Source organism: Rhodanobacter sp. BL-MT-08 (genome assembly GCF_054161255.1).
This window is the reverse complement of sequence record NZ_CP167872.1, coordinates 1,955,404-1,972,330: the sequence shown is the minus strand read 5'-3', so window position 1 is coordinate 1,972,330 and position 16,927 is coordinate 1,955,404. Positions and strand designations below refer to the sequence as shown.

The 16,927-nt window shown below is 60.6% G+C and carries 13 protein-coding genes and 8 tRNA genes; 4 read left to right on the top strand and 17 right to left on the bottom strand.

The features are described from left to right. Window positions 1-59: 59 nt before the first annotated feature. Window positions 60-824, top strand: coding sequence for a hydroxyacylglutathione hydrolase (gene gloB, locus ACDK93_RS08685; RefSeq protein WP_458072398.1), 765 nt, complete (start codon window positions 60-62; stop codon window positions 822-824). Next, on the top strand, window positions 821-2,032 hold the full coding sequence (locus tag ACDK93_RS08680; RefSeq protein WP_458072184.1) for a LysM peptidoglycan-binding domain-containing protein: 1,212 nt from the start codon (window positions 821-823) through the stop codon (window positions 2,030-2,032). Before gloB ends, ACDK93_RS08680 begins: the two co-directional genes overlap by 4 nt. An 81-nt stretch (window positions 2,033-2,113) precedes the next feature. Here the strand turns inward: ACDK93_RS08680 and ACDK93_RS08675 are convergent, their stop codons facing one another. From ACDK93_RS08675 to rlmE, 16 genes are all read right to left on the bottom strand, one after another. After that, complete coding sequence (locus ACDK93_RS08675) at window positions 2,114-4,045, bottom strand: SurA N-terminal domain-containing protein (protein WP_458072183.1); 1,932 nt, start codon at window positions 4,043-4,045, stop codon at window positions 2,114-2,116. A gap of 155 nt (window positions 4,046-4,200) precedes the next feature. Then, window positions 4,201-4,277 (bottom strand) — tRNA-Asp (locus ACDK93_RS08670). A gap of 9 nt (window positions 4,278-4,286) precedes the next feature. Beyond that, a tRNA-Val gene (locus tag ACDK93_RS08665) sits at window positions 4,287-4,361 on the bottom strand. Window positions 4,362-4,377: 16 nt separating this feature from the next. Beyond that, a complete protein-coding gene (locus tag ACDK93_RS08660) occupies window positions 4,378-4,650 on the bottom strand; it encodes an HU family DNA-binding protein (protein WP_179476897.1) in 273 nt (90 codons plus the stop codon). A 373-nt stretch (window positions 4,651-5,023) separates the two neighbouring features. Continuing rightward, window positions 5,024-7,501, bottom strand: coding sequence for an endopeptidase La (gene lon, locus ACDK93_RS08655; RefSeq protein WP_458072182.1), 2,478 nt, complete (start codon window positions 7,499-7,501; stop codon window positions 5,024-5,026). A 191-nt stretch (window positions 7,502-7,692) separates the two neighbouring features. Beyond that, a complete protein-coding gene (gene clpX / locus ACDK93_RS08650; protein WP_458072181.1) occupies window positions 7,693-8,985 on the bottom strand; it encodes an ATP-dependent Clp protease ATP-binding subunit ClpX in 1,293 nt (430 codons plus the stop codon). Window positions 8,986-9,094: 109 nt separating this feature from the next. Then, complete coding sequence (clpP, locus tag ACDK93_RS08645) at window positions 9,095-9,724, bottom strand: ATP-dependent Clp endopeptidase proteolytic subunit ClpP (RefSeq protein ID WP_458072180.1); 630 nt, start codon at window positions 9,722-9,724, stop codon at window positions 9,095-9,097. A gap of 35 nt (window positions 9,725-9,759) precedes the next feature. After that, window positions 9,760-11,052 carry a trigger factor gene (gene tig, locus ACDK93_RS08640; protein WP_458072179.1) on the bottom strand — a complete coding sequence of 431 codons (1,293 nt, stop codon included), beginning with the start codon at window positions 11,050-11,052 and terminating at the stop codon, window positions 9,760-9,762. A gap of 90 nt (window positions 11,053-11,142) precedes the next feature. Then, window positions 11,143-11,228: transfer RNA gene (locus ACDK93_RS08635), tRNA-Leu, on the bottom strand. A gap of 268 nt (window positions 11,229-11,496) precedes the next feature. Further along, window positions 11,497-11,572, bottom strand: a tRNA-Lys gene (locus ACDK93_RS08630). 21 nt (window positions 11,573-11,593) lie between these two features. Next, window positions 11,594-11,670: transfer RNA gene (locus ACDK93_RS08625), tRNA-His, on the bottom strand. A gap of 15 nt (window positions 11,671-11,685) precedes the next feature. Further along, window positions 11,686-11,762, bottom strand: a tRNA-Arg gene (locus ACDK93_RS08620). A gap of 25 nt (window positions 11,763-11,787) precedes the next feature. Continuing rightward, window positions 11,788-11,864, bottom strand: a tRNA-Pro gene (locus ACDK93_RS08615). A 176-nt stretch (window positions 11,865-12,040) separates the two neighbouring features. Next, window positions 12,041-12,117, bottom strand: a tRNA-Arg gene (locus ACDK93_RS08610). A 294-nt stretch (window positions 12,118-12,411) separates the two neighbouring features. Continuing rightward, window positions 12,412-14,370, bottom strand: a complete 1,959-nt coding sequence (ftsH, locus tag ACDK93_RS08605) for an ATP-dependent zinc metalloprotease FtsH (RefSeq protein WP_458072178.1) — start codon at window positions 14,368-14,370, stop codon at window positions 12,412-12,414. Further along, on the bottom strand, window positions 14,367-15,017 hold the full coding sequence (gene rlmE, locus ACDK93_RS08600) for a 23S rRNA (uridine(2552)-2'-O)-methyltransferase RlmE (RefSeq protein WP_458072177.1): 651 nt from the start codon (window positions 15,015-15,017) through the stop codon (window positions 14,367-14,369). The genes ftsH and rlmE overlap by 4 nt, the downstream gene beginning before the upstream one ends. Before the next feature lie 177 nt (window positions 15,018-15,194). On the opposite strand from rlmE, the gene yhbY reads away from it, so the two are divergent. Both yhbY and ACDK93_RS08590 read left to right on the top strand, forming a co-directional pair. Then, window positions 15,195-15,491 (top strand): ribosome assembly RNA-binding protein YhbY, encoded by a 297-nt coding sequence (gene yhbY / locus ACDK93_RS08595; protein WP_458072397.1) that lies wholly within the window; start codon window positions 15,195-15,197, stop codon window positions 15,489-15,491. After that, the gene (locus ACDK93_RS08590) at window positions 15,491-15,892 is read left to right on the top strand and encodes an Mth938-like domain-containing protein (RefSeq protein ID WP_458072176.1); all 402 of its coding nucleotides are present in this window, start codon (window positions 15,491-15,493) and stop codon (window positions 15,890-15,892) included. Before yhbY ends, ACDK93_RS08590 begins: the two co-directional genes overlap by 1 nt. Before the next feature lie 9 nt (window positions 15,893-15,901). Here ACDK93_RS08590 and ACDK93_RS08585 read toward each other — a convergent pair whose 3' ends face one another. Further along, window positions 15,902-16,879 (bottom strand): peptidoglycan DD-metalloendopeptidase family protein, encoded by a 978-nt coding sequence (locus tag ACDK93_RS08585; RefSeq protein WP_458072395.1) that lies wholly within the window; start codon window positions 16,877-16,879, stop codon window positions 15,902-15,904. Window positions 16,880-16,927 lie beyond the last annotated feature (48 nt).

Sequence of the window (16,927 nt, the reverse complement as noted above, 5' to 3'; positions counted from 1 at the left end):
CCAACCCGTTTCGGCGGCTGCATCCTCAGATTGTCGATCCACAGAGTTCGGAGATCCTTGTGCACCTCGTACCTTTGCCGGCGCTTGCCGATAACTACATCTGGCTCATGCATGACGACAAGGGGATGGCGATCGTCGTCGATCCGGGCGACGCCGCCGTGGTGCAGCAGGCACTGGCGACGCGACATCTGTCACTGCAGGCGATCCTGCTGACGCATCATCATCCCGATCATATCGGTGGCGTGGCCGAACTGTGTCGCCACCACAATGTGCCCGTGTATGCGCCGGTTGATGACCGAATCAGCGAGGCCACGGTGTGCGTGCATGACGGCGAGCGCATCACCCTCGCATCGCCGCCCATCGAGTTCGAGGTCATCGCGGTTCCCGGGCATACCCTCAGCCACGTGGCCTACGTCGGTGGCGGCGTGCTGTTCTGCGGCGACACCTTGTTCAGCATGGGATGCGGACGACTCTTTGAAGGCACGCCGCAGCAGATGCTGGCTTCGCTGGACCGCCTGTTCGCGTTGCCCGATGCCACCGAAGTCTGCGGCGGCCACGAGTACACCCAGACGAACGGGCGATTTGCCAGCACCATCGAGCCGGACAACCTCCGGCTGCACGAGCGCATGAACGAAGTGGCCGCCCTGCGCGCGCAAGGAAAGCCAACGCTGCCCGTGCCGCTTGCTGTCGAACGCGCCACCAATCCGTTCCTGCGCACGGACAGCGCGAACGTCGCGCAGTGGTGTCAGCAACACGGCACGACCGGCAACGATCGCGTTGCGCGCTTCGCCGCGCTGCGCAGTGCCAAGGATGCCTTCCGTTGATCGTCCGGCGCTGGCGACCGCTGCTGCCGGCTCTATCGATGCTGCTGGCCGCCTGCGTAGGCACGCCTTCCCAGGGTCCACGCCGGGCAGTCATCAAGAAACCGGCCATCGTTATCGGGCACGTGACTGTCCCGCCGTTGACGCCGCCCACCATCGCCGTGCCACAGACAGCCGACTTCTGGCCGCAGATGCGCAGCACTTTCGCGATGAGCGACTGCGACGCGGATCCCGGCGTTCTGGCGTGGGCTCAGCGTTACACGAAGAACCCCGACCATTTCGAGGACCAGATGCGCCAGGCGATGCCGCAGCTGGTCTACGTGCATGAGGTGGCCGTGCGCTACGGCGTCGCCGGCGAGTTTGCCCTGCTGCCGTGGATCGAGAGCGGCTTTCAATCGCTGCCGGGACGGCGCAATCGACCCGCCGGCATGTGGCAAATCATGCCGATGACAGCCAACAAGATGGGCCTGCGTGTGGACGGCCGCTTCGATGCCAGGCTCGACGTGGACGCTTCTGCCAACGCCGTCATGAAACTGCTCAGCCGCTATCACGAGAAGTTCGACGACTGGCGCCTCGTCGATTACGCGTACAACACCGGCGAATTCAAGATCGAAAAGCTGGCGAACAAATACGGCACGCCGCCGGCAAACCCGGTCATCCCGCGCCTGCCCGTCAAAAGCGGAGCCAAAGAGCACCTGACCCGACTGCTGGCGATGGCCTGCGTGGTACGCGAACCCGAGCGCTTCGGGGTCAGCTTGCCAAGCATTTCCGACGACCAGCATCTGGTGCAGGTCGGCATCTCGCAATCCATGCCGATGGCCAAGGCTGCCGATCAGGCAGGCATATCGGTGAGCAAGATGAAGGATCTGAACGCGGCGTTCCGCGGCGGCACGATGGATGCCGGCGCCGTGTCATACGTGCTGCTGCCGGCTAACCATGCCCAGCAGTTTCGCGACTCCCTGCTGCAGTCGGCAGAGACGGACAGCGCCGGACAAGCTGCCGAAGCAGCCGCATCGGGCGCCGACGACTCGGCTGACACGACATCGCCGAAACCGGCGACGCACGCAAAGACCCACACCGTAAAAAGCGGTGAGAGCCTGTGGCAGATCGCGCACCGCTACGCGATCAGCATCAGAAAACTGCAGCAGTGGAACCATCTGCATGGTCTGGCTCTGAAGCCGGGACAAGTGCTGAAGTTGAGCGGCGACTGATACGCCGACTGAGACCAACAAAAAGGGCAGCCTGGAAGGCTGCCCTTTTTGTCGGCGTATGCGCCGCAGACACTTTGAAAGCTACATCTGCGCCTTGTTGATCTGGATTTTGGTTTTCGCGCGCAGCTGGTCGATCAACTCGCTGGTCGCCTCGGCACCGTAGGCCTGCGCCATCTGCTGACGCAAGGCATTGCGCTCTTCCGGTGGAACCTTGGAAAGATCACCGTCTTGCACCTTGTCCACGGCCAGCAGGGCGAACGTGCCGTCACCCATATCCACCGCCGCAAACTGCGACTTGCCGGCCGCTGGATGCGGCATCAGAAACGCCTGCTTCAGCAGCGGCGCCGGTGTCGGTGTGGTCGTTGCAGAAGCCTGAGGTGCCTGGCTGCGAACCGCATCAGCCACGGTCTTCAGTGACGCATTGACCGATGCGGCGACCGCCTGCATAGCCTCGCCCTTGTCCAAGGCAGCCACCATGTCGTCAGCCTGCTTCTTTGTCGCGGCCACCGTGCGATCGTCCAGAATCTTTTTCTCGACGTCGGCTTTGACCTCGGCTAGCGGACGCAGCGCCGCCGGCACGTGCTTGTCGATATGCAGCACCACCGAGTGATCGTTGCCCAGATCGACCAGCGCCGAATTATTGCCCTGAACCAGCACATCGTCACCAAAGGCGGCCGCGACGAACTTGGGATTCGAGGTCAGCGGGTCGCTGCCACCCTTGCGCGAAAACAGGGCCGTGGTCTTGATCGGCAGATTCAGCGCCGTCGCCGCAGGCTCCAGCGACGACGGATTCTGGTAGGTATTGTCGGAAAGCTTGCCGGCCACTTCGTTGTACTTGCGATCCTTGCCGCCGCTGGACAGCTCCTTGACCAGCTGGTCGCGCACTTGGTCGAACGGCTTGGCCTCGCCACTGCGCAGATCGCGCAAAAAGATAATGTGATAACCGTCGGGCGACAGCACCGGCTTGGAAATCTGGCCCTTCTGCAGCGCGAACATCGCCGCTTCGAAGGGTGCGTTGGTCACCCCCTTCTGCAACCAGCCCAGGTCGCCGCCCTGGATCTTGGAACCCAGATCGTCAGAATCCTGCTTGGCGAGAGTGGCGAAGTTGCCGGGAGTCGCCTGGGATGCAATTTTCTCTGCCTTGGCCAACGCAGCCTTCTGCTGGTCCGGCGTGGCGTTGGCCGGCACGTTGATCAGGATGTGGGATACCAGCCGCTGCTCGGGCTGCACGAAACGCTGCTTTTCGTCTTCGTAACGCTTCTTCAAATCGTCGTCGCTGGGCGCAGCATCGGGCTTGAGGTCGGCGCCATTGACTTCCAGATACTTCACCGAGACCTGCTCGGGATTCATGTAATCGGCCTGATGGGCCTTGTAGTAGGCATCGATCTGGGCGTCGGTGACCTGCGCATCGGCAAGCTTGGGCCGCGGCAGCACGAAGTAACGCAGGTCGCGCCGCTGGGTGATCAGGCTGAGAAAACGGTCCGTGGTGGCATCGGTGATGATCGTGCTGTCGTTGACCGCGTCGGGAATCAGCTGAGTGGCCAGCGAGGAGCGTATTTCGTTTTCGAAGCTCTCGGGGGTCTGCCGCTGGCTTTCGAGGTAGGTACGGTAGGTGGTCGGATCGAACTGGTTGTTGAGCTGAAAGGCCGGGATCGTCGCGATGTAATCGCGCACGGCCTGATCGGAGACGCGCATGCCCCAGTCATCGTTGGCCTGCAGCAGAAGCTGCTGGTCGACCATCGCATCGAGAATCTGCTGTTTGACCTCGGGCTTTTCGAACGCGGCGGAGTCGAACTGGTCGCCCTCCTGCTCGCTGAGTTGCTGGCGCCGCTGGTTCATGCGCGTCTGGAAATCATTCTGGCTGATTTCGTGTTTGCCGACTTTGGCGACGAACGTGTCGTTGTGCGAAGTGAAATAGCTTTCCATACCGAACAGCGACATCGCCAAAACGCAAATACCCAGAAGAATGACCGAGGGCCACCCATGCATCTTGTTACGTATTGCCTGCAGCATTGAAATCTTCCCGCAACGTGATTGATGGCGCGCAAAACGGGCACCGGTTCAGTAGCGCAAAAATCGCCGCGAGCGGCCGCTACCTGTTTACTGCACCCCAACAAACGCGCACTGCCGAAAAAACAAAGGCGCCACAGGGGCGCCCTTGCGAACTGTGGCGGAGCGGACGGGACTCGAACCCGCGACCTCCGGCGTGACAGGCCAGCATTCTAACCAACTGAACTACCGCTCCACATTTTTCTGGTGGGTGCTGTAGGGATCGAACCTACGACCACCGCCTTGTAAGGGCGACGCTCTACCGCTGAGCTAAGCACCCGAAACCAAGCAGCCGCTTAGTTTAGGGCATCCTTGAGAGTCTTGCCAGCCTTGAAAGCCGGTACTTTCGAAGCCTTGATCTTGATCGCTTCGTTCGTGCGCGGGTTGCGGCCGGTGCGTGCTGCGCGCTTGCGCACGGTGAAGGTGCCGAAACCGACCACCGAAACGTCCTCGCCCGCCTTCAACGACTTCTGCACGGTGGCGAAGAACGCCTCCAGCGCACGGCCGGCATCGGCCTTGGTCAGCTCGGCGGATTCGGCGATGGCATTGATCAGATCAGTTTTATTCATTGAGAAACTCCCTTGATTCGGTTTACGGGCCGGCGTCTATCGGAAATGGAGGAAAAGGCGCCGACACGGATGGTTAAATCTTTGCTCTTACTCTTGCTAAGCGCCGTTACGCAATCCCGCATGACTGCGCTCACATGTAGCGCCTGGATTGCGATAACGCCTTTATACCAGTGCGTTGCCAGACTCCGCAACACAAGCTGCACCAACGTTTTCGGCCTGTACACACTTGACAAAATCGGTTGCGAAACAAAAGTGGAAGCGTCACGACTGAACATTGCGTTGCAATGATCGCGATCCACAAAAAATGCTCCGCCACAGCGGAGCATTTCTTCAAACCGTCGTCGCTATATCCACGCCCTTAATCTACAGCTCATCAGTGCGTGCGCGAGTGCACTTCCGGTGGCTCACCGACGGCTGCCGTCGGGGTCTCTTCCTTGGCCTGATTCGGCTGCAGCGGACGCTCCAGTGCGATATCCAGCACCTCGTCGATCCAGCGCACCGGATGAATCTCCAGCGATGAGGTGATGTTGGCCGGCATGTCGGCCAGATCCTTCTTGTTGTCTTCAGGAATGATCACCGTGGTGATCCCGCCGCGATGCGCGGCCAGCAGTTTTTCCTTGAGTCCACCGATCGGCAGCACGCGGCCACGCAGGGTGATCTCGCCCGTCATCGCCACTTCGGAACGTACCGGCACCTTGGTCAAGACGGACACCAGCGCCGTGCACATCGCGATACCGGCACTCGGCCCATCCTTCGGCGTGGCGCCTTCCGGAACGTGGATATGGATGTCCAGCTTCTGATGGAAATCCGGATCGATGCCCAGCTGATCGGCGCGCGCACGTACTACGGAAAGGGCCGCCTGAATCGACTCTTTCATGACGTCACCGAGCTGACCGGTATGCACCAGGCGGCCTTTGCCTGGCACGACCGACGCTTCGATGCTCAACAATTCGCCGCCGACCTGAGTCCATGCTAGGCCGGTGACCAGACCGACTTCGTTCTGCAGCTCCTTGCGGCCGAAGTCGAAGCGGCGCACGCCAAGATAATGCTCGAGATTGTCGGACGTGACCTTGACCTTGCCGGCGTTCGCCTTGGCTTTGGCCTTGGTCGACTTCACCGATGCAGCGGCTCCGGCCTTGGTCTTCTTCACCTCGCCAAGCGTCAATTCCTTGACCACCTTGCGGCATATCTTGGAGATCTCACGCTCGAGATTGCGCACGCCGGACTCGCGCGTGTAATAACGCACGATGTCGCGCACGGCCTCCTCGTTGACGCTCAGCTCTTCCAGCTTCAGCCCGTTCGCCTTGAGCTGCTTGGGCAACAGATACTTCTGCGCGATGCCGATCTTCTCATCCTCGGTGTAGCCGGGAATGCGGATGACCTCCATGCGGTCCAGCAAGGGACCGGGAATGTTCAGCGAGTTGGCCGTCGCGATCCACATCACTTCGGACAGATCGAGATCGACCTCGAGGTAGTGATCATTGAACGCGTGGTTCTGCTCCGGATCGAGCACTTCGAGCAGCGCCGACGACGGATCGCCACGGAAGTCCATCGACATCTTGTCGATCTCGTCCAGCACGAACAACGGGTTTTTCGCGCCCACCTTGTTGATGTTCTGCACGATGCGGCCCGGCATCGAACCGATGTAGGTACGGCGATGACCGCGGATTTCCGCCTCATCGCGCACACCGCCCAGACTCATGCGGACAAATTTGCGGTTGGTCGCCTTGGCGATTGATTGTCCCAGCGACGTCTTGCCCACGCCGGGTGGGCCAACCAGGCAGAGAATCGGTCCTTTCATGACGCTCACACGCTGCTGCACGGCGAGATATTCGAGAATGCGATCCTTGACCTTCTCCAGACCGAAGTGATCGGCATCGAGAACTTCCTGGGCCATCTGCAGATCCTTGCGGACCTTGCTGCGCTTTTTCCACGGCACGCCGACCAGCCAGTCCAGATAGTTGCGTACCACCGTGGCTTCGGCCGACATCGGCGACATCTGCTTGAGTTTGTTGAACTCCTGCCTGGCCTTGGTCAACACTGCCTTGGGCATGCCGGCCGCCTCGATTTTTTTCTGCAGATCTTCGACTTCGTTGGTACCGTCTTCGCTGTCGCCGAGCTCCTTCTGGATCGCCTTCATCTGCTCGTTGAGGTAGTACTCGCGCTGGCTCTTTTCCATCTGCGACTTGACCCGGCCGCGGATGCGCTTTTCGACCTGCTGCAAATCCATCTCGCCGTCGACCAGCCCGATCAGCAGCTCCAGGCGCTCGCCCACGTCGGTGGTTTCCAGCACCTTCTGCTTATCGGCCATACGCACCGAAAGATGCGCTGCGATGGAGTCGGCAACGCGCGATGGATCATCGATACCGGAAAGGCTGGCCAACACCTCCGGCGGCAGCTTACGACTTTGTTTAACTAGCTGCTCGAACAGCGAAATCAGGGTACGCGACACCACGTCGAGCTCGCGCTCTTTGGCGTTGTAGACCGGCTCGATCACGCGCGAACGCGCGGTGAGCATGCCGCCCTCCTCGCGAAAATCCTCGACTGCCACCCGCGACTGGCCTTCGACCAGCACCTTGACCGTGCCGTCGGGCAGTTTCAGCAGCTGCAGCACACCAGCAAGCGTACCGATTTGATGGAGGTCAGAAATTTCCGGATCGTCGATATCCGGTGATTTCTGTGCGACGAGCAGTATCTGCCGCTCGCCCTCCATCGCGCGCTCGAGTGCGCGCATCGATTTGTCACGTCCAACAAACAGCGGGATGACCATGTGCGGGTAAACCACGACATCTCGCAATGGCAGTACCGGCAGCGCGTCGATCAGCACGGGAGGTGAGATGTTCTTGGCCATCGAAGAAGGTTTCCTCGGAAATCGGATATAGGGGTCGTCGCACCGACACGGCGTCGGCTGCATCTGCAACTCAAGTGGAGGTCGCTTGGCTTCCACTCAAGGTGTCGTTGCTGCGTAAAACAAAAACGGCCCCGGAATGCACCGGAGCCGCTGTTGATGCCAGCCTGCGCAGCACGTGGCTATTGAATGAATCAGGCGGCGTCGCCGCCATCTCCCGCCACGCGCTGCTGAAGGTTGCCACGATAGATCAGGTACGGCTCGGCCTGACCATTGATCACTGCGTCATCGACGACGACCTTGCTGACGTGCTCCAGCGACGGCAGTTCGTACATCGTGTCCAGTAAGACCTGCTCAAGAATGGTGCGCAGGCCACGCGCACCCGTCTTGCGCTTGAGCGCCTTGCGGGCAATCGCCTGAAGCGCTTCCGGGCGGAATTCCAGCTCCACCTCTTCCATCTCGAACAGTTTCTTGAACTGCTTGGTCACGGCGTTCTTGGGCTCGGTAAGAATCTTGACCAGGGCCGGCTCGTCCAGTTCATCGAGCGTCGCCACGACGGGCAAACGACCAACGAATTCGGGGATCAGCCCGAAACGAACTAAGTCCGCCGGCTCGACGTCGGACAACGTCTTGCCGAGATTCTCCGTACGCTCCTTGCTGCGCACTTCGGCCGAAAAGCCGATGCCGGTGTTCTCGGAGCGCTGCTGGATAACTTTTTCCAAGCCGGCGAACGCGCCGCCGCAGATAAACAGGATGTTCTTCGTGTCGACCTGCAGGAATTCCTGCTGGGGGTGCTTGCGGCCGCCCTGCGGCGGCACCGAGGCCAGCGTGCCTTCGATGAGCTTGAGCAGGGCCTGCTGCACGCCTTCGCCGGAAACATCGCGGGTGATCGACGGGTTTTCGCTCTTGCGCGAGATCTTGTCGATTTCATCGATGTAGACGATGCCCGACTGCGCCTTTTCGACGTCGTAATCGCACTTCTGCAGCAGCTTCTGGATAATGTTTTCGACGTCTTCGCCGACATAACCCGCTTCAGTCAGCGTGGTGGCATCGGCGATGGTGAACGGCACATTGAGCAGCCGCGCCAACGTCTCGGCCAGCAGCGTCTTGCCTGAACCGGTTGGACCGATCAGCAGGATGTTGGACTTGCCAAGCTCGATGTCGTCACTTTTCTGACGCGATTCAATGCGCTTGTAGTGGTTGTAGACGGCAACGGCGAGCGCCTTTTTGGCGCGCGTCTGGCCCACCACGTACTGATCGAGCGATTCGCGAATTTCGCGCGGTTTGGGCAGCTGGGTACGGCCCGATGCGGCCTTTTCCTCCAGCTCCTCGCGGATGATGTCGTTGCACAGCTCCACGCACTCGTCGCAGATGAACACGGAGGGACCCGCGATCAGCTTGCGTACTTCGTGCTGACTTTTGCCACAGAAAGAGCAATAGAGAATCTTGCCACTATCGCTAGAACGGCCCTGCCGATCGTCACTCATACTTTCGATCCCGCTGGTAAATCTGAGTACGTCCCGAGAATAACACAGCGTTCCGCCTCTGCATGCAGGAGCGAAACGCTGGTCGGGACACGCGTGTGTAGCGAGGGGATCAGGCCGATTTGACCGTTTCGCCAGCGCGTTTGCCGAGCACTTCGTCGATCAGGCCGTAGGCCTTGGCATCGACGGCGTTCATGAAGCGATCGCGCTCCATGTCCAGCTCGATCTTCTCGATCGGCTGGCCGGTATGCTCGACGTAGAGCCGGTTCAGGCGCTCGCGGATATAGAGAATCTCGCGTGCCTGAATCTCGATGTCGGTCGCCTGCCCCTGTGCGCCACCGGAGGGCTGGTGGATCATGATGCGGGAATTCGGCAACGCGTAGCGCTTGCCCTTGGCGCCAGCCATCAGCAGAAACGAGCCCATGCTGCACGCCTGGCCGATGCACATCGTGCTGACGTTCGGCTTGATGAACTGCATGGTGTCGTAGATCGCCAAACCGGCCGTGACCGCGCCGCCAGGGCTATTGATGTAGAACTGGATGTCCTTGTCCGGGTTTTCCGATTCCAGAAACAGCATCTGGGCGACCAGCAGATTGGCTACCTGGTCGTTGACTTCACCGACCAGGAAGATCACGCGCTCCTTCAACAGCCGCGAATAGATGTCGTAGGAACGCTCACCGCGGGCCGTCTGCTCGACGACCATCGGTATCAAATTGAGATTCTGGATTTGGTCCATAGCCATGGTTGCAGCTCTCCGTTGAATGGACCTGGTAAGGCTCAGGCGTTAGCCGGACGCATCACGTCATCGAAACTCAGATCTTGCTGCGTAGTTTTAGCATGTTCTGCCACCCACTCCGCGACTTGGTCTTCCATCACACGATTTTGCAGCCCAGACATCAACTGGGGATCGCCGTTGTAGAGTTCAATGACTTTCTCCGGCTCTTCGTAGGTGGAGGCAATCGCCGCCAGCTGCTCGGCGACGCGCTTGCGATCGATCACCAGCGACTGCTTGCGTGCAATCTCGCCCATCAGCAGCCCGGCGACCACGCGCTTTTGCGCAATCGGCAGTGCCGCTTCGATCAACTGCGGTGGAGCCTGCTGGCCGCGCGGAACATTGCCCGCGGCCAAGTTATGGGCTTCAGACTGCACCATCAGCTTGGGGACTTCCAGATCGCCGTGCAGATTGGCGAGCTTTTCCGCCACTTCGGACTTCAGGCGAGCCATCAGCGCCGCCTTCAGCTCACGCTCGAGATTGGCGCGCACTTCCTTGCGGAACACTTCCAGGTCGCCGTCCTCGATACCGAAGAGTTTGGCGAATTCACCGTCGATTTCAGGCAGCTTGGGCTCCTGCACCTTGATGATCTTGAAGCTGACCTTGGCGGTCTTGCCGGCCAGCTCCTCGTTGCGGAAGTCTTCCGGAAAAGCGATATCGGTGTCGAAGCTGTCGCCGGCCGTATGACCGACCAGCGCATCGTCCAGCGCTTTGAACAGGTTGCCCGAACCCAGCACACTGCCTGCGCGCTCCAGGCCTTCGGCCGGAAAACGGTACTCGCCGGCTTCGGCGGAGTATTCGAACATCACGAAGTCACCTTCCACAGACGCGCGCTCCACTTCGTCGAAGCTACGGCGCTGCTGGCGCAGGGTCTCGAGCATCTTGTCGATGTCAGCATCGGTCACGACGGCGACCGGGCGGGTGATTTCCAGACTCGATACGTCGATCGGCGGGAACTCCGGCAGTATTTCGAAGGTGGCGGTGTAGGCAATTTCACCATCTTCCGGCTGGCCGGTCGTGTTGATCGAAGGGTTGGCAATGGGCTGCAGCTTTTCCTGCTCCACCGCCTCACGCAGCGTGCTGCCGATCAGGTCGGAGAGCACCTCGCCACGCACCTGCGCGCCGAAGCGCTGCTTGATGACCGTGGTGGGCACCTTGCCCGGACGAAAGCCCTTCAGACGCACCGTGCGGCCCATTTCCGCAATACGTGCAGTCACCTGCGTCTCGAACCGCTCTGCGGGAAACTTCACCGTGAGCTTGCGCTCGAGCGTGCCGATGTTTTCAACCGAAACCTGCATGACGTCTCCTGGTACAACCTGATGTTGTGGGCCTGCAACAGGCACCATGGCAGCAACCGCCGCCGACAAAAAAAGAAAAATCACCCGGTTTGGTGCGAAAGGGGGGACTCGAACCCCCACGATGATTAGTCGCCAGAACCTAAATCTGGTGCGTCTACCAATTCCGCCACTCTCGCGCGCCAACCACGGAAAACTCGCGCAACCACAGGAATGACAAGCCTATTCCTCCACCAACCACTGCAGAGAACCAGTCCCGCCCCGTCTTTGCCGCGCTCGTCTAAGTCGATGATTCCCTTATACGAAAGCGCTCCATTTTACGGTTCCACGAGGTTGCAGCACAAGCTGATCATTCAAGGCCAATGCCCTGTCGTGCAGCTTCGCTTTGCGCCCATGAATTCGTGCCAAGAAAAAAGGGACCTGCGCTCGCGCAAGTCCCTTTCGAATTGGTGGGCCGTGAAGGATTCGAACCTTCGACCAATTGATTAAGAGTCAACTGCTCTACCAACTGAGCTAACGGCCCGATGAAACTGGGCTTTGAAACTGGGGTGGATGATGGGATTCGAACCCACGACAACCGGAATCACAATCCGGGACTCTAACCAGCTGAGCTACACCCACCATAAATCTTGAAACTGGTGCGCCCGACAGGACTCGAACCTGCAACCGTCGGCTTAGAAGGCCGATGCTCTATCCGGTTGAGCTACAGGCGCAGTCGCTACCAGAAGAACGCGTCGCTGGTCGGGGCAGAGGGATTCGAACCCCCGACTTTTGCGTCCCAAACGCAACGCTCTACCAGACTGAGCTATACCCCGCAACGATTGCTCGAAGGTTTCAAGTCATCGAAGCCTTCAAATGTTACGGGCGACACTGCGATCCGTCAATCCGTTATCGAAGCACACACCTTATATCTGATTTCCAATTTTCTACGGAAAAAACTGCCTCCCGTAAAAACGAAACGGGGTGCAAGCACCCCGCCTCGCTGTGTAAATGGTGCGCCCGGAGAGATTCGAACTCCCGACCACCTAGTTCGTAGCCAGGTACTCTATCCAACTGAGCTACGGGCGCACTGAAAGCGTCTGTCCGCTACACCAATGTTTGGGCATCGATGCGTCGAACCGAGGAGCGGAATTATTCAGACTCCGCACGCATGCGTCAACACTTTTCGTGAAAGAATTTCACTTCAGCGACAACGTCGGAGGCTGATGCCTCGCTGTGACTGAGTTTTTGCGAGTGCGTGGTTACATACTTCGACGATGACCGTTCATCAAAAAACGAAAGGCGACCCGAGGGCCGCCTTTCTATAGAACTCCCCACATTCACGCGAAGAGCAGTAACCCAGCAAGAAACCTTCTGAATTGCTCAGCCCTGATAGCCGGAGCGGTTTTGCGCGGCCGGGTCACCCACCTTGCCGATGGGCTGGCCAGCGTCGCTCTTCGGCGGCGGCGGCGGTGGCGTGCTGCTGGTCGGCGGATTCTTGGTCCAGTCGGCCGGCGGGCCGGGCTCGCGCCCGGCCATGATGTCGTTGATCTGATGCGCATCGATGGTTTCGTACTGCAACAGCAATTCGGCCATGATGTGCAGTTTATCCATGTTTGCCGTCAACAACTCCTTGGTGCGCGCGTAGGCGCGATCGAGAATGCCCCGCACGACATCGTCGATCTTGCTGGCGGTTTCGTTGGAGATGCTCTTGTGCTGAGTCACCGAGCGACCAAGGAACACTTCATCTTCGTCTTCACCGTAAGTGACCGGACCGAGCTCGTCGGACAAGCCCCACTTGGTCGCCATGTTGCGCGCCATCTTGGTGGCCCGCTCGATGTCGTTGGACGCACCGGTGGTGACCTTGTCGGCACCGAAGATCAGCTCCTCGGCCACACGCCCGCCGTACAGCGAGCACAGCTGCGACTGGATGGCGACGCGGTTGATGCTGTACTTGTCGCCCTCCGGCAGATACATCGTGACGCCCAGCGCGCGACCGCGCGGGATGATGGTCACCTTGTAGACCGGATCGTGCTCCGGCACCAGGCGGCCGATGATGGCGTGACCCGACTCGTGATAAGCGGTGAGCTTGCGCTCGTCCTCGCTCATCGCCATCGAGCGGCGCTCCGAGCCCATCAGAATCTTGTCGCGCGCCTTGTCCAGATGAATCATGCGCACTTCGCGGGCGTTCTCACGCGCGGCAAACAGCGCCGCTTCGTTGACCAAGTTGGCCAGGTCCGCGCCGGAAAAACCCGGCGTGCCGCGCGCAATCGTCATGGCATTGACGTCACTGGCTGTCGGCACCTTGCGCATGTGCACTTTCAGAATCTGCTCACGACCGCGCACGTCAGGCAGACCGACCACCACCTGGCGATCGAAACGGCCCGGACGAAGCAGCGCCGGATCGAGCACGTCGGGCCGGTTGGTGGCGGCAATCACGATGATGCCTTCCGTGCCTTCGAAACCGTCCATCTCGACCAGCAGCTGGTTCAGCGTCTGCTCGCGCTCGTCATGACCACCACCGAGCCCGGCGCCGCGATGGCGACCGACGGCGTCGATTTCGTCGATGAAGATGATGCAGGGCGCGTGCTTTTTCGCCTGCTCGAACATGTCACGCACGCGGCTGGCGCCCACGCCAACGAACATCTCGACAAAGTCCGAACCGGAGATCGCGAAAAACGGCACCTTGGCCTCGCCGGCGATTGCCTTGGCCAGCAGTGTCTTGCCGGTACCGGGCGGGCCGACCATCAGCACGCCGCGCGGAATTTTGCCGCCAAGCTTCTGGAAACGACCCGGGTCACGCAGGAATTCGACCAGCTCACCCACTTCTTCCTTGGCTTCGTCGCAGCCGGCGACGTCGCTGAAATTGACCTTGATTTGATCTTCGCCCTGCAGCTTGGCACGCGAGCGGCCGAAGCTCATGGCGCCACGACCGCCGCCGCCGGACTGCATCTGGCGCATGAACCAGATGAACACGCCGACGATCAGCAGCACCGGCAGCCAGCTGATCAGCAAACCGATCAGCGAGAAGCCTTCGGAGGGATCCTGGCGAACTTCCACGCCCTTGTCCTGCATCTTCTTCACCACCTCGTTGGTGGAGATGCCGAGCACGGGAGCGACCGTATGGAAGGTGCTGCCATCCTTCAGCTTGCCGCTGATGGTGGCCGGTTGATCGGCGCTGATCACGGCTGTCGACACGTTGCCATTGTCGACGCTCTGCACGAATCCGCTGTACGGCAGATCGGACGAGGATGATCCATGCGGATTGAAGCTCTGGAACACCGCGAACAAAACTGCCGCGATGATGACCCAGAGCAATACGTTTTTAGCTGTCTCATTCATGCGCGATTCTCGCCCGGTTGCACCGAAGAAGGCTTTCTGCCTGTTGCCAGTGCGTACACCTCACGCGAACGTGCGCGTGAGGCCTTTGGTTTACGCATAGTCACGCGGGTGAAGTCCGCGCGCAAGCTGCGCAAGTAATTGTCAAAACCGGCCCCCTGAAACAACTTGATCAGGAACGAACCGCCGGGTTTGAGCCACTGTCGACTGAAGTCCAGCGCCAACTCGGCCAGATCCATCGCACGGATCTGGTCGGCAAGCGCCACACCACTCATATTGGGGGCCATATCGGACAGCACAAGATCCAGCTTCTGCCCGCTCAATCGGCCTTCCAGCTCGCGCAGCACCGACTCCTCGCGGAAGTCGCCCTGCAGAAAGTCCACGCCGGCAATGCTCTGCATCGGCAGGATATCCAGCGCCACCACGGTACCGGTGTCGCCCATGCGATTTCGCACCAGCTGGGACCAACTGCCCGGCGCCGCGCCAAGGTCGACGACATGGATGCCCGGCTTGAGCAGACGATCGCGCTCGATCAGCTCTTCCAGCTTGTAGACCGCGCGCGAGCGCAGCCCTTCGGCCTGGGCCTTTTTGACGTAAACGTCATTGAAGTGTTCGCGCAGCCATACGGCACTGCTTTTGCTGCGGGTCATGATCGGAGACAGCCAGAAAAAGAGGAATTGCTGAAACGCCGAGAAAACACGCGCTGACGGTAGAGACAGTACAGAAGATCGCCCATCGCCTGTGACGGCCGAATGTTTTTCGACGTGCGGCTTGTAGACGCATGATACCCTTAGATGTCGAATGACAGCGAATCGAGTACGTACGACATGGCCCTTTCCTCCTCGCAGATCCGTTACCTGCGCAGCCTCGCCCACGATCTAAGCCCGGTCATCCTGCTCGGCAACAAGGGCGCCAGCGATGCGGTCGTCAAGGAGCTCGGCCTGGCGCTGAGCCAGCACGAGCTGGTCAAGGTCAAGCTGTCTGGCGGCGACAAGGAGGAGCGCGAGGCCCAGATCGGCACCTTAACCGCGGGCACCGAGGCAGAAATCATCCACAAGATCGGCCACGTCGTGGTGCTTTTCCGGCGCAATATCGACGAACCGAAGATCGCCCTGCCGCGCTGATGGATCTGTCCCTCGAACAAACCGATGGCTATCTGCTGGTGCGCCGCGTTGGCGCGCACAGCATCACATTGCTTGATCGCGAATTGAGCCGCAGCTTCCTGCTGGCGCCGGACCAGGCCATCGAGAACTGGGCCGTCGATGCCGCCAGTGCGCTGGACGGCGACCATGTCGAGGCCATGCTCGCTTTGCAGCCGGAGCTGGTGATTCTGGGCACAGGCTCGCGTCAGACGTTTCCTTCGGCGGCCTTCATGGCCGGGTTCCTGCGTCGGAACATCGGCATCGAAGTGATGGACAACGCCGCCGCCGCGCGCACTTACAACCTGCTTGCCGGCGAGGGGCGGCGGGTGATTGCCGGATTCATCCTGGCCGCACCGGCGCACACGTCACCGCCGTCGAGCTGACCCCGCGAGTCAATGCGGCGGCAGGTAGCCGAGCGGATCGACCGGGTTGCCGTCCTTGCGAATCTGGAATTCGAGTTCGTCGCGCGTGGCGCCGGTCGAGCCCATTTCGGCGATCTGCTGGCCGGCCGTGACGCGCTGCCCTTCCTTCACCAGGCGCTTGCTGTTGTGGCCGTAGGCCGACAGAAAGCTGTCACTGTGCTTGATGATGACCAGCTCGCCGTAACCCACGAGACCGTTGCCGCTGTAAACCACCACGCCATCGGCTGCCGCGTGCACGGCGTCTCCGGCGTTGCCGCCGATCTCGATACCCGGGATCGCATCGCCCGGCTGAAAGCGCTTGATCAAGGTGCCCTGCGCCGGCCAGCGCCAGGTCACGCCGCTCACGGCGCGTGAAGGTCCGTTGGAAACGACCTGTGCGGGCGCTGGCGGCGGCAATACGGCGGGCGATGGCGTCTTTACTCCCGCCACCGGTACCACGCTGGTGCTGGCTGACGGCGCGGGCGCGGTCGTTTTCGGCTGCCCAGGAACCGCCGGCGCGGCCACTACGGCCTTTGCGCTTGGCGGCTTGGTGGTTGACGACGAAGCCACCGGCTCGAACATCGGCGCCGATGCAGCCGGCGGAGCCGATGCGGCATGAACGGGTGCCACCGCGTTGGCGGTTGCCGACGGCGGCGACGGCAAAACCGGTCCGCTCGGGCGATTGACGGCGACGGCTCCTGCCGTTGTTGCCGGAGACAGCTTCAGCCGCTGCCCCGGATGAATCGTGTACGGAGGAGCGACGCCATTCCACTGCGCCAGATCGCGAAAGTCCACCTTGTTGCGAAAGGCAATCGAGTACAGCGTGTCGCCCTTGACCACCTGATAGCTGCCGCCGGGAACCGAAGTGTGGGTCGCTGGCGCTACGACGTTTCCGCTGCCGTAATGACCGCTGCCGGACGCCGGCTCGACCACGACCGAGCTGTGCATGGTGCCGCAGGCAGCCAGCATCGAGGATATGATCGCCAGCGCCAGCAAGGGCCAACGTCGGCGCAAAAA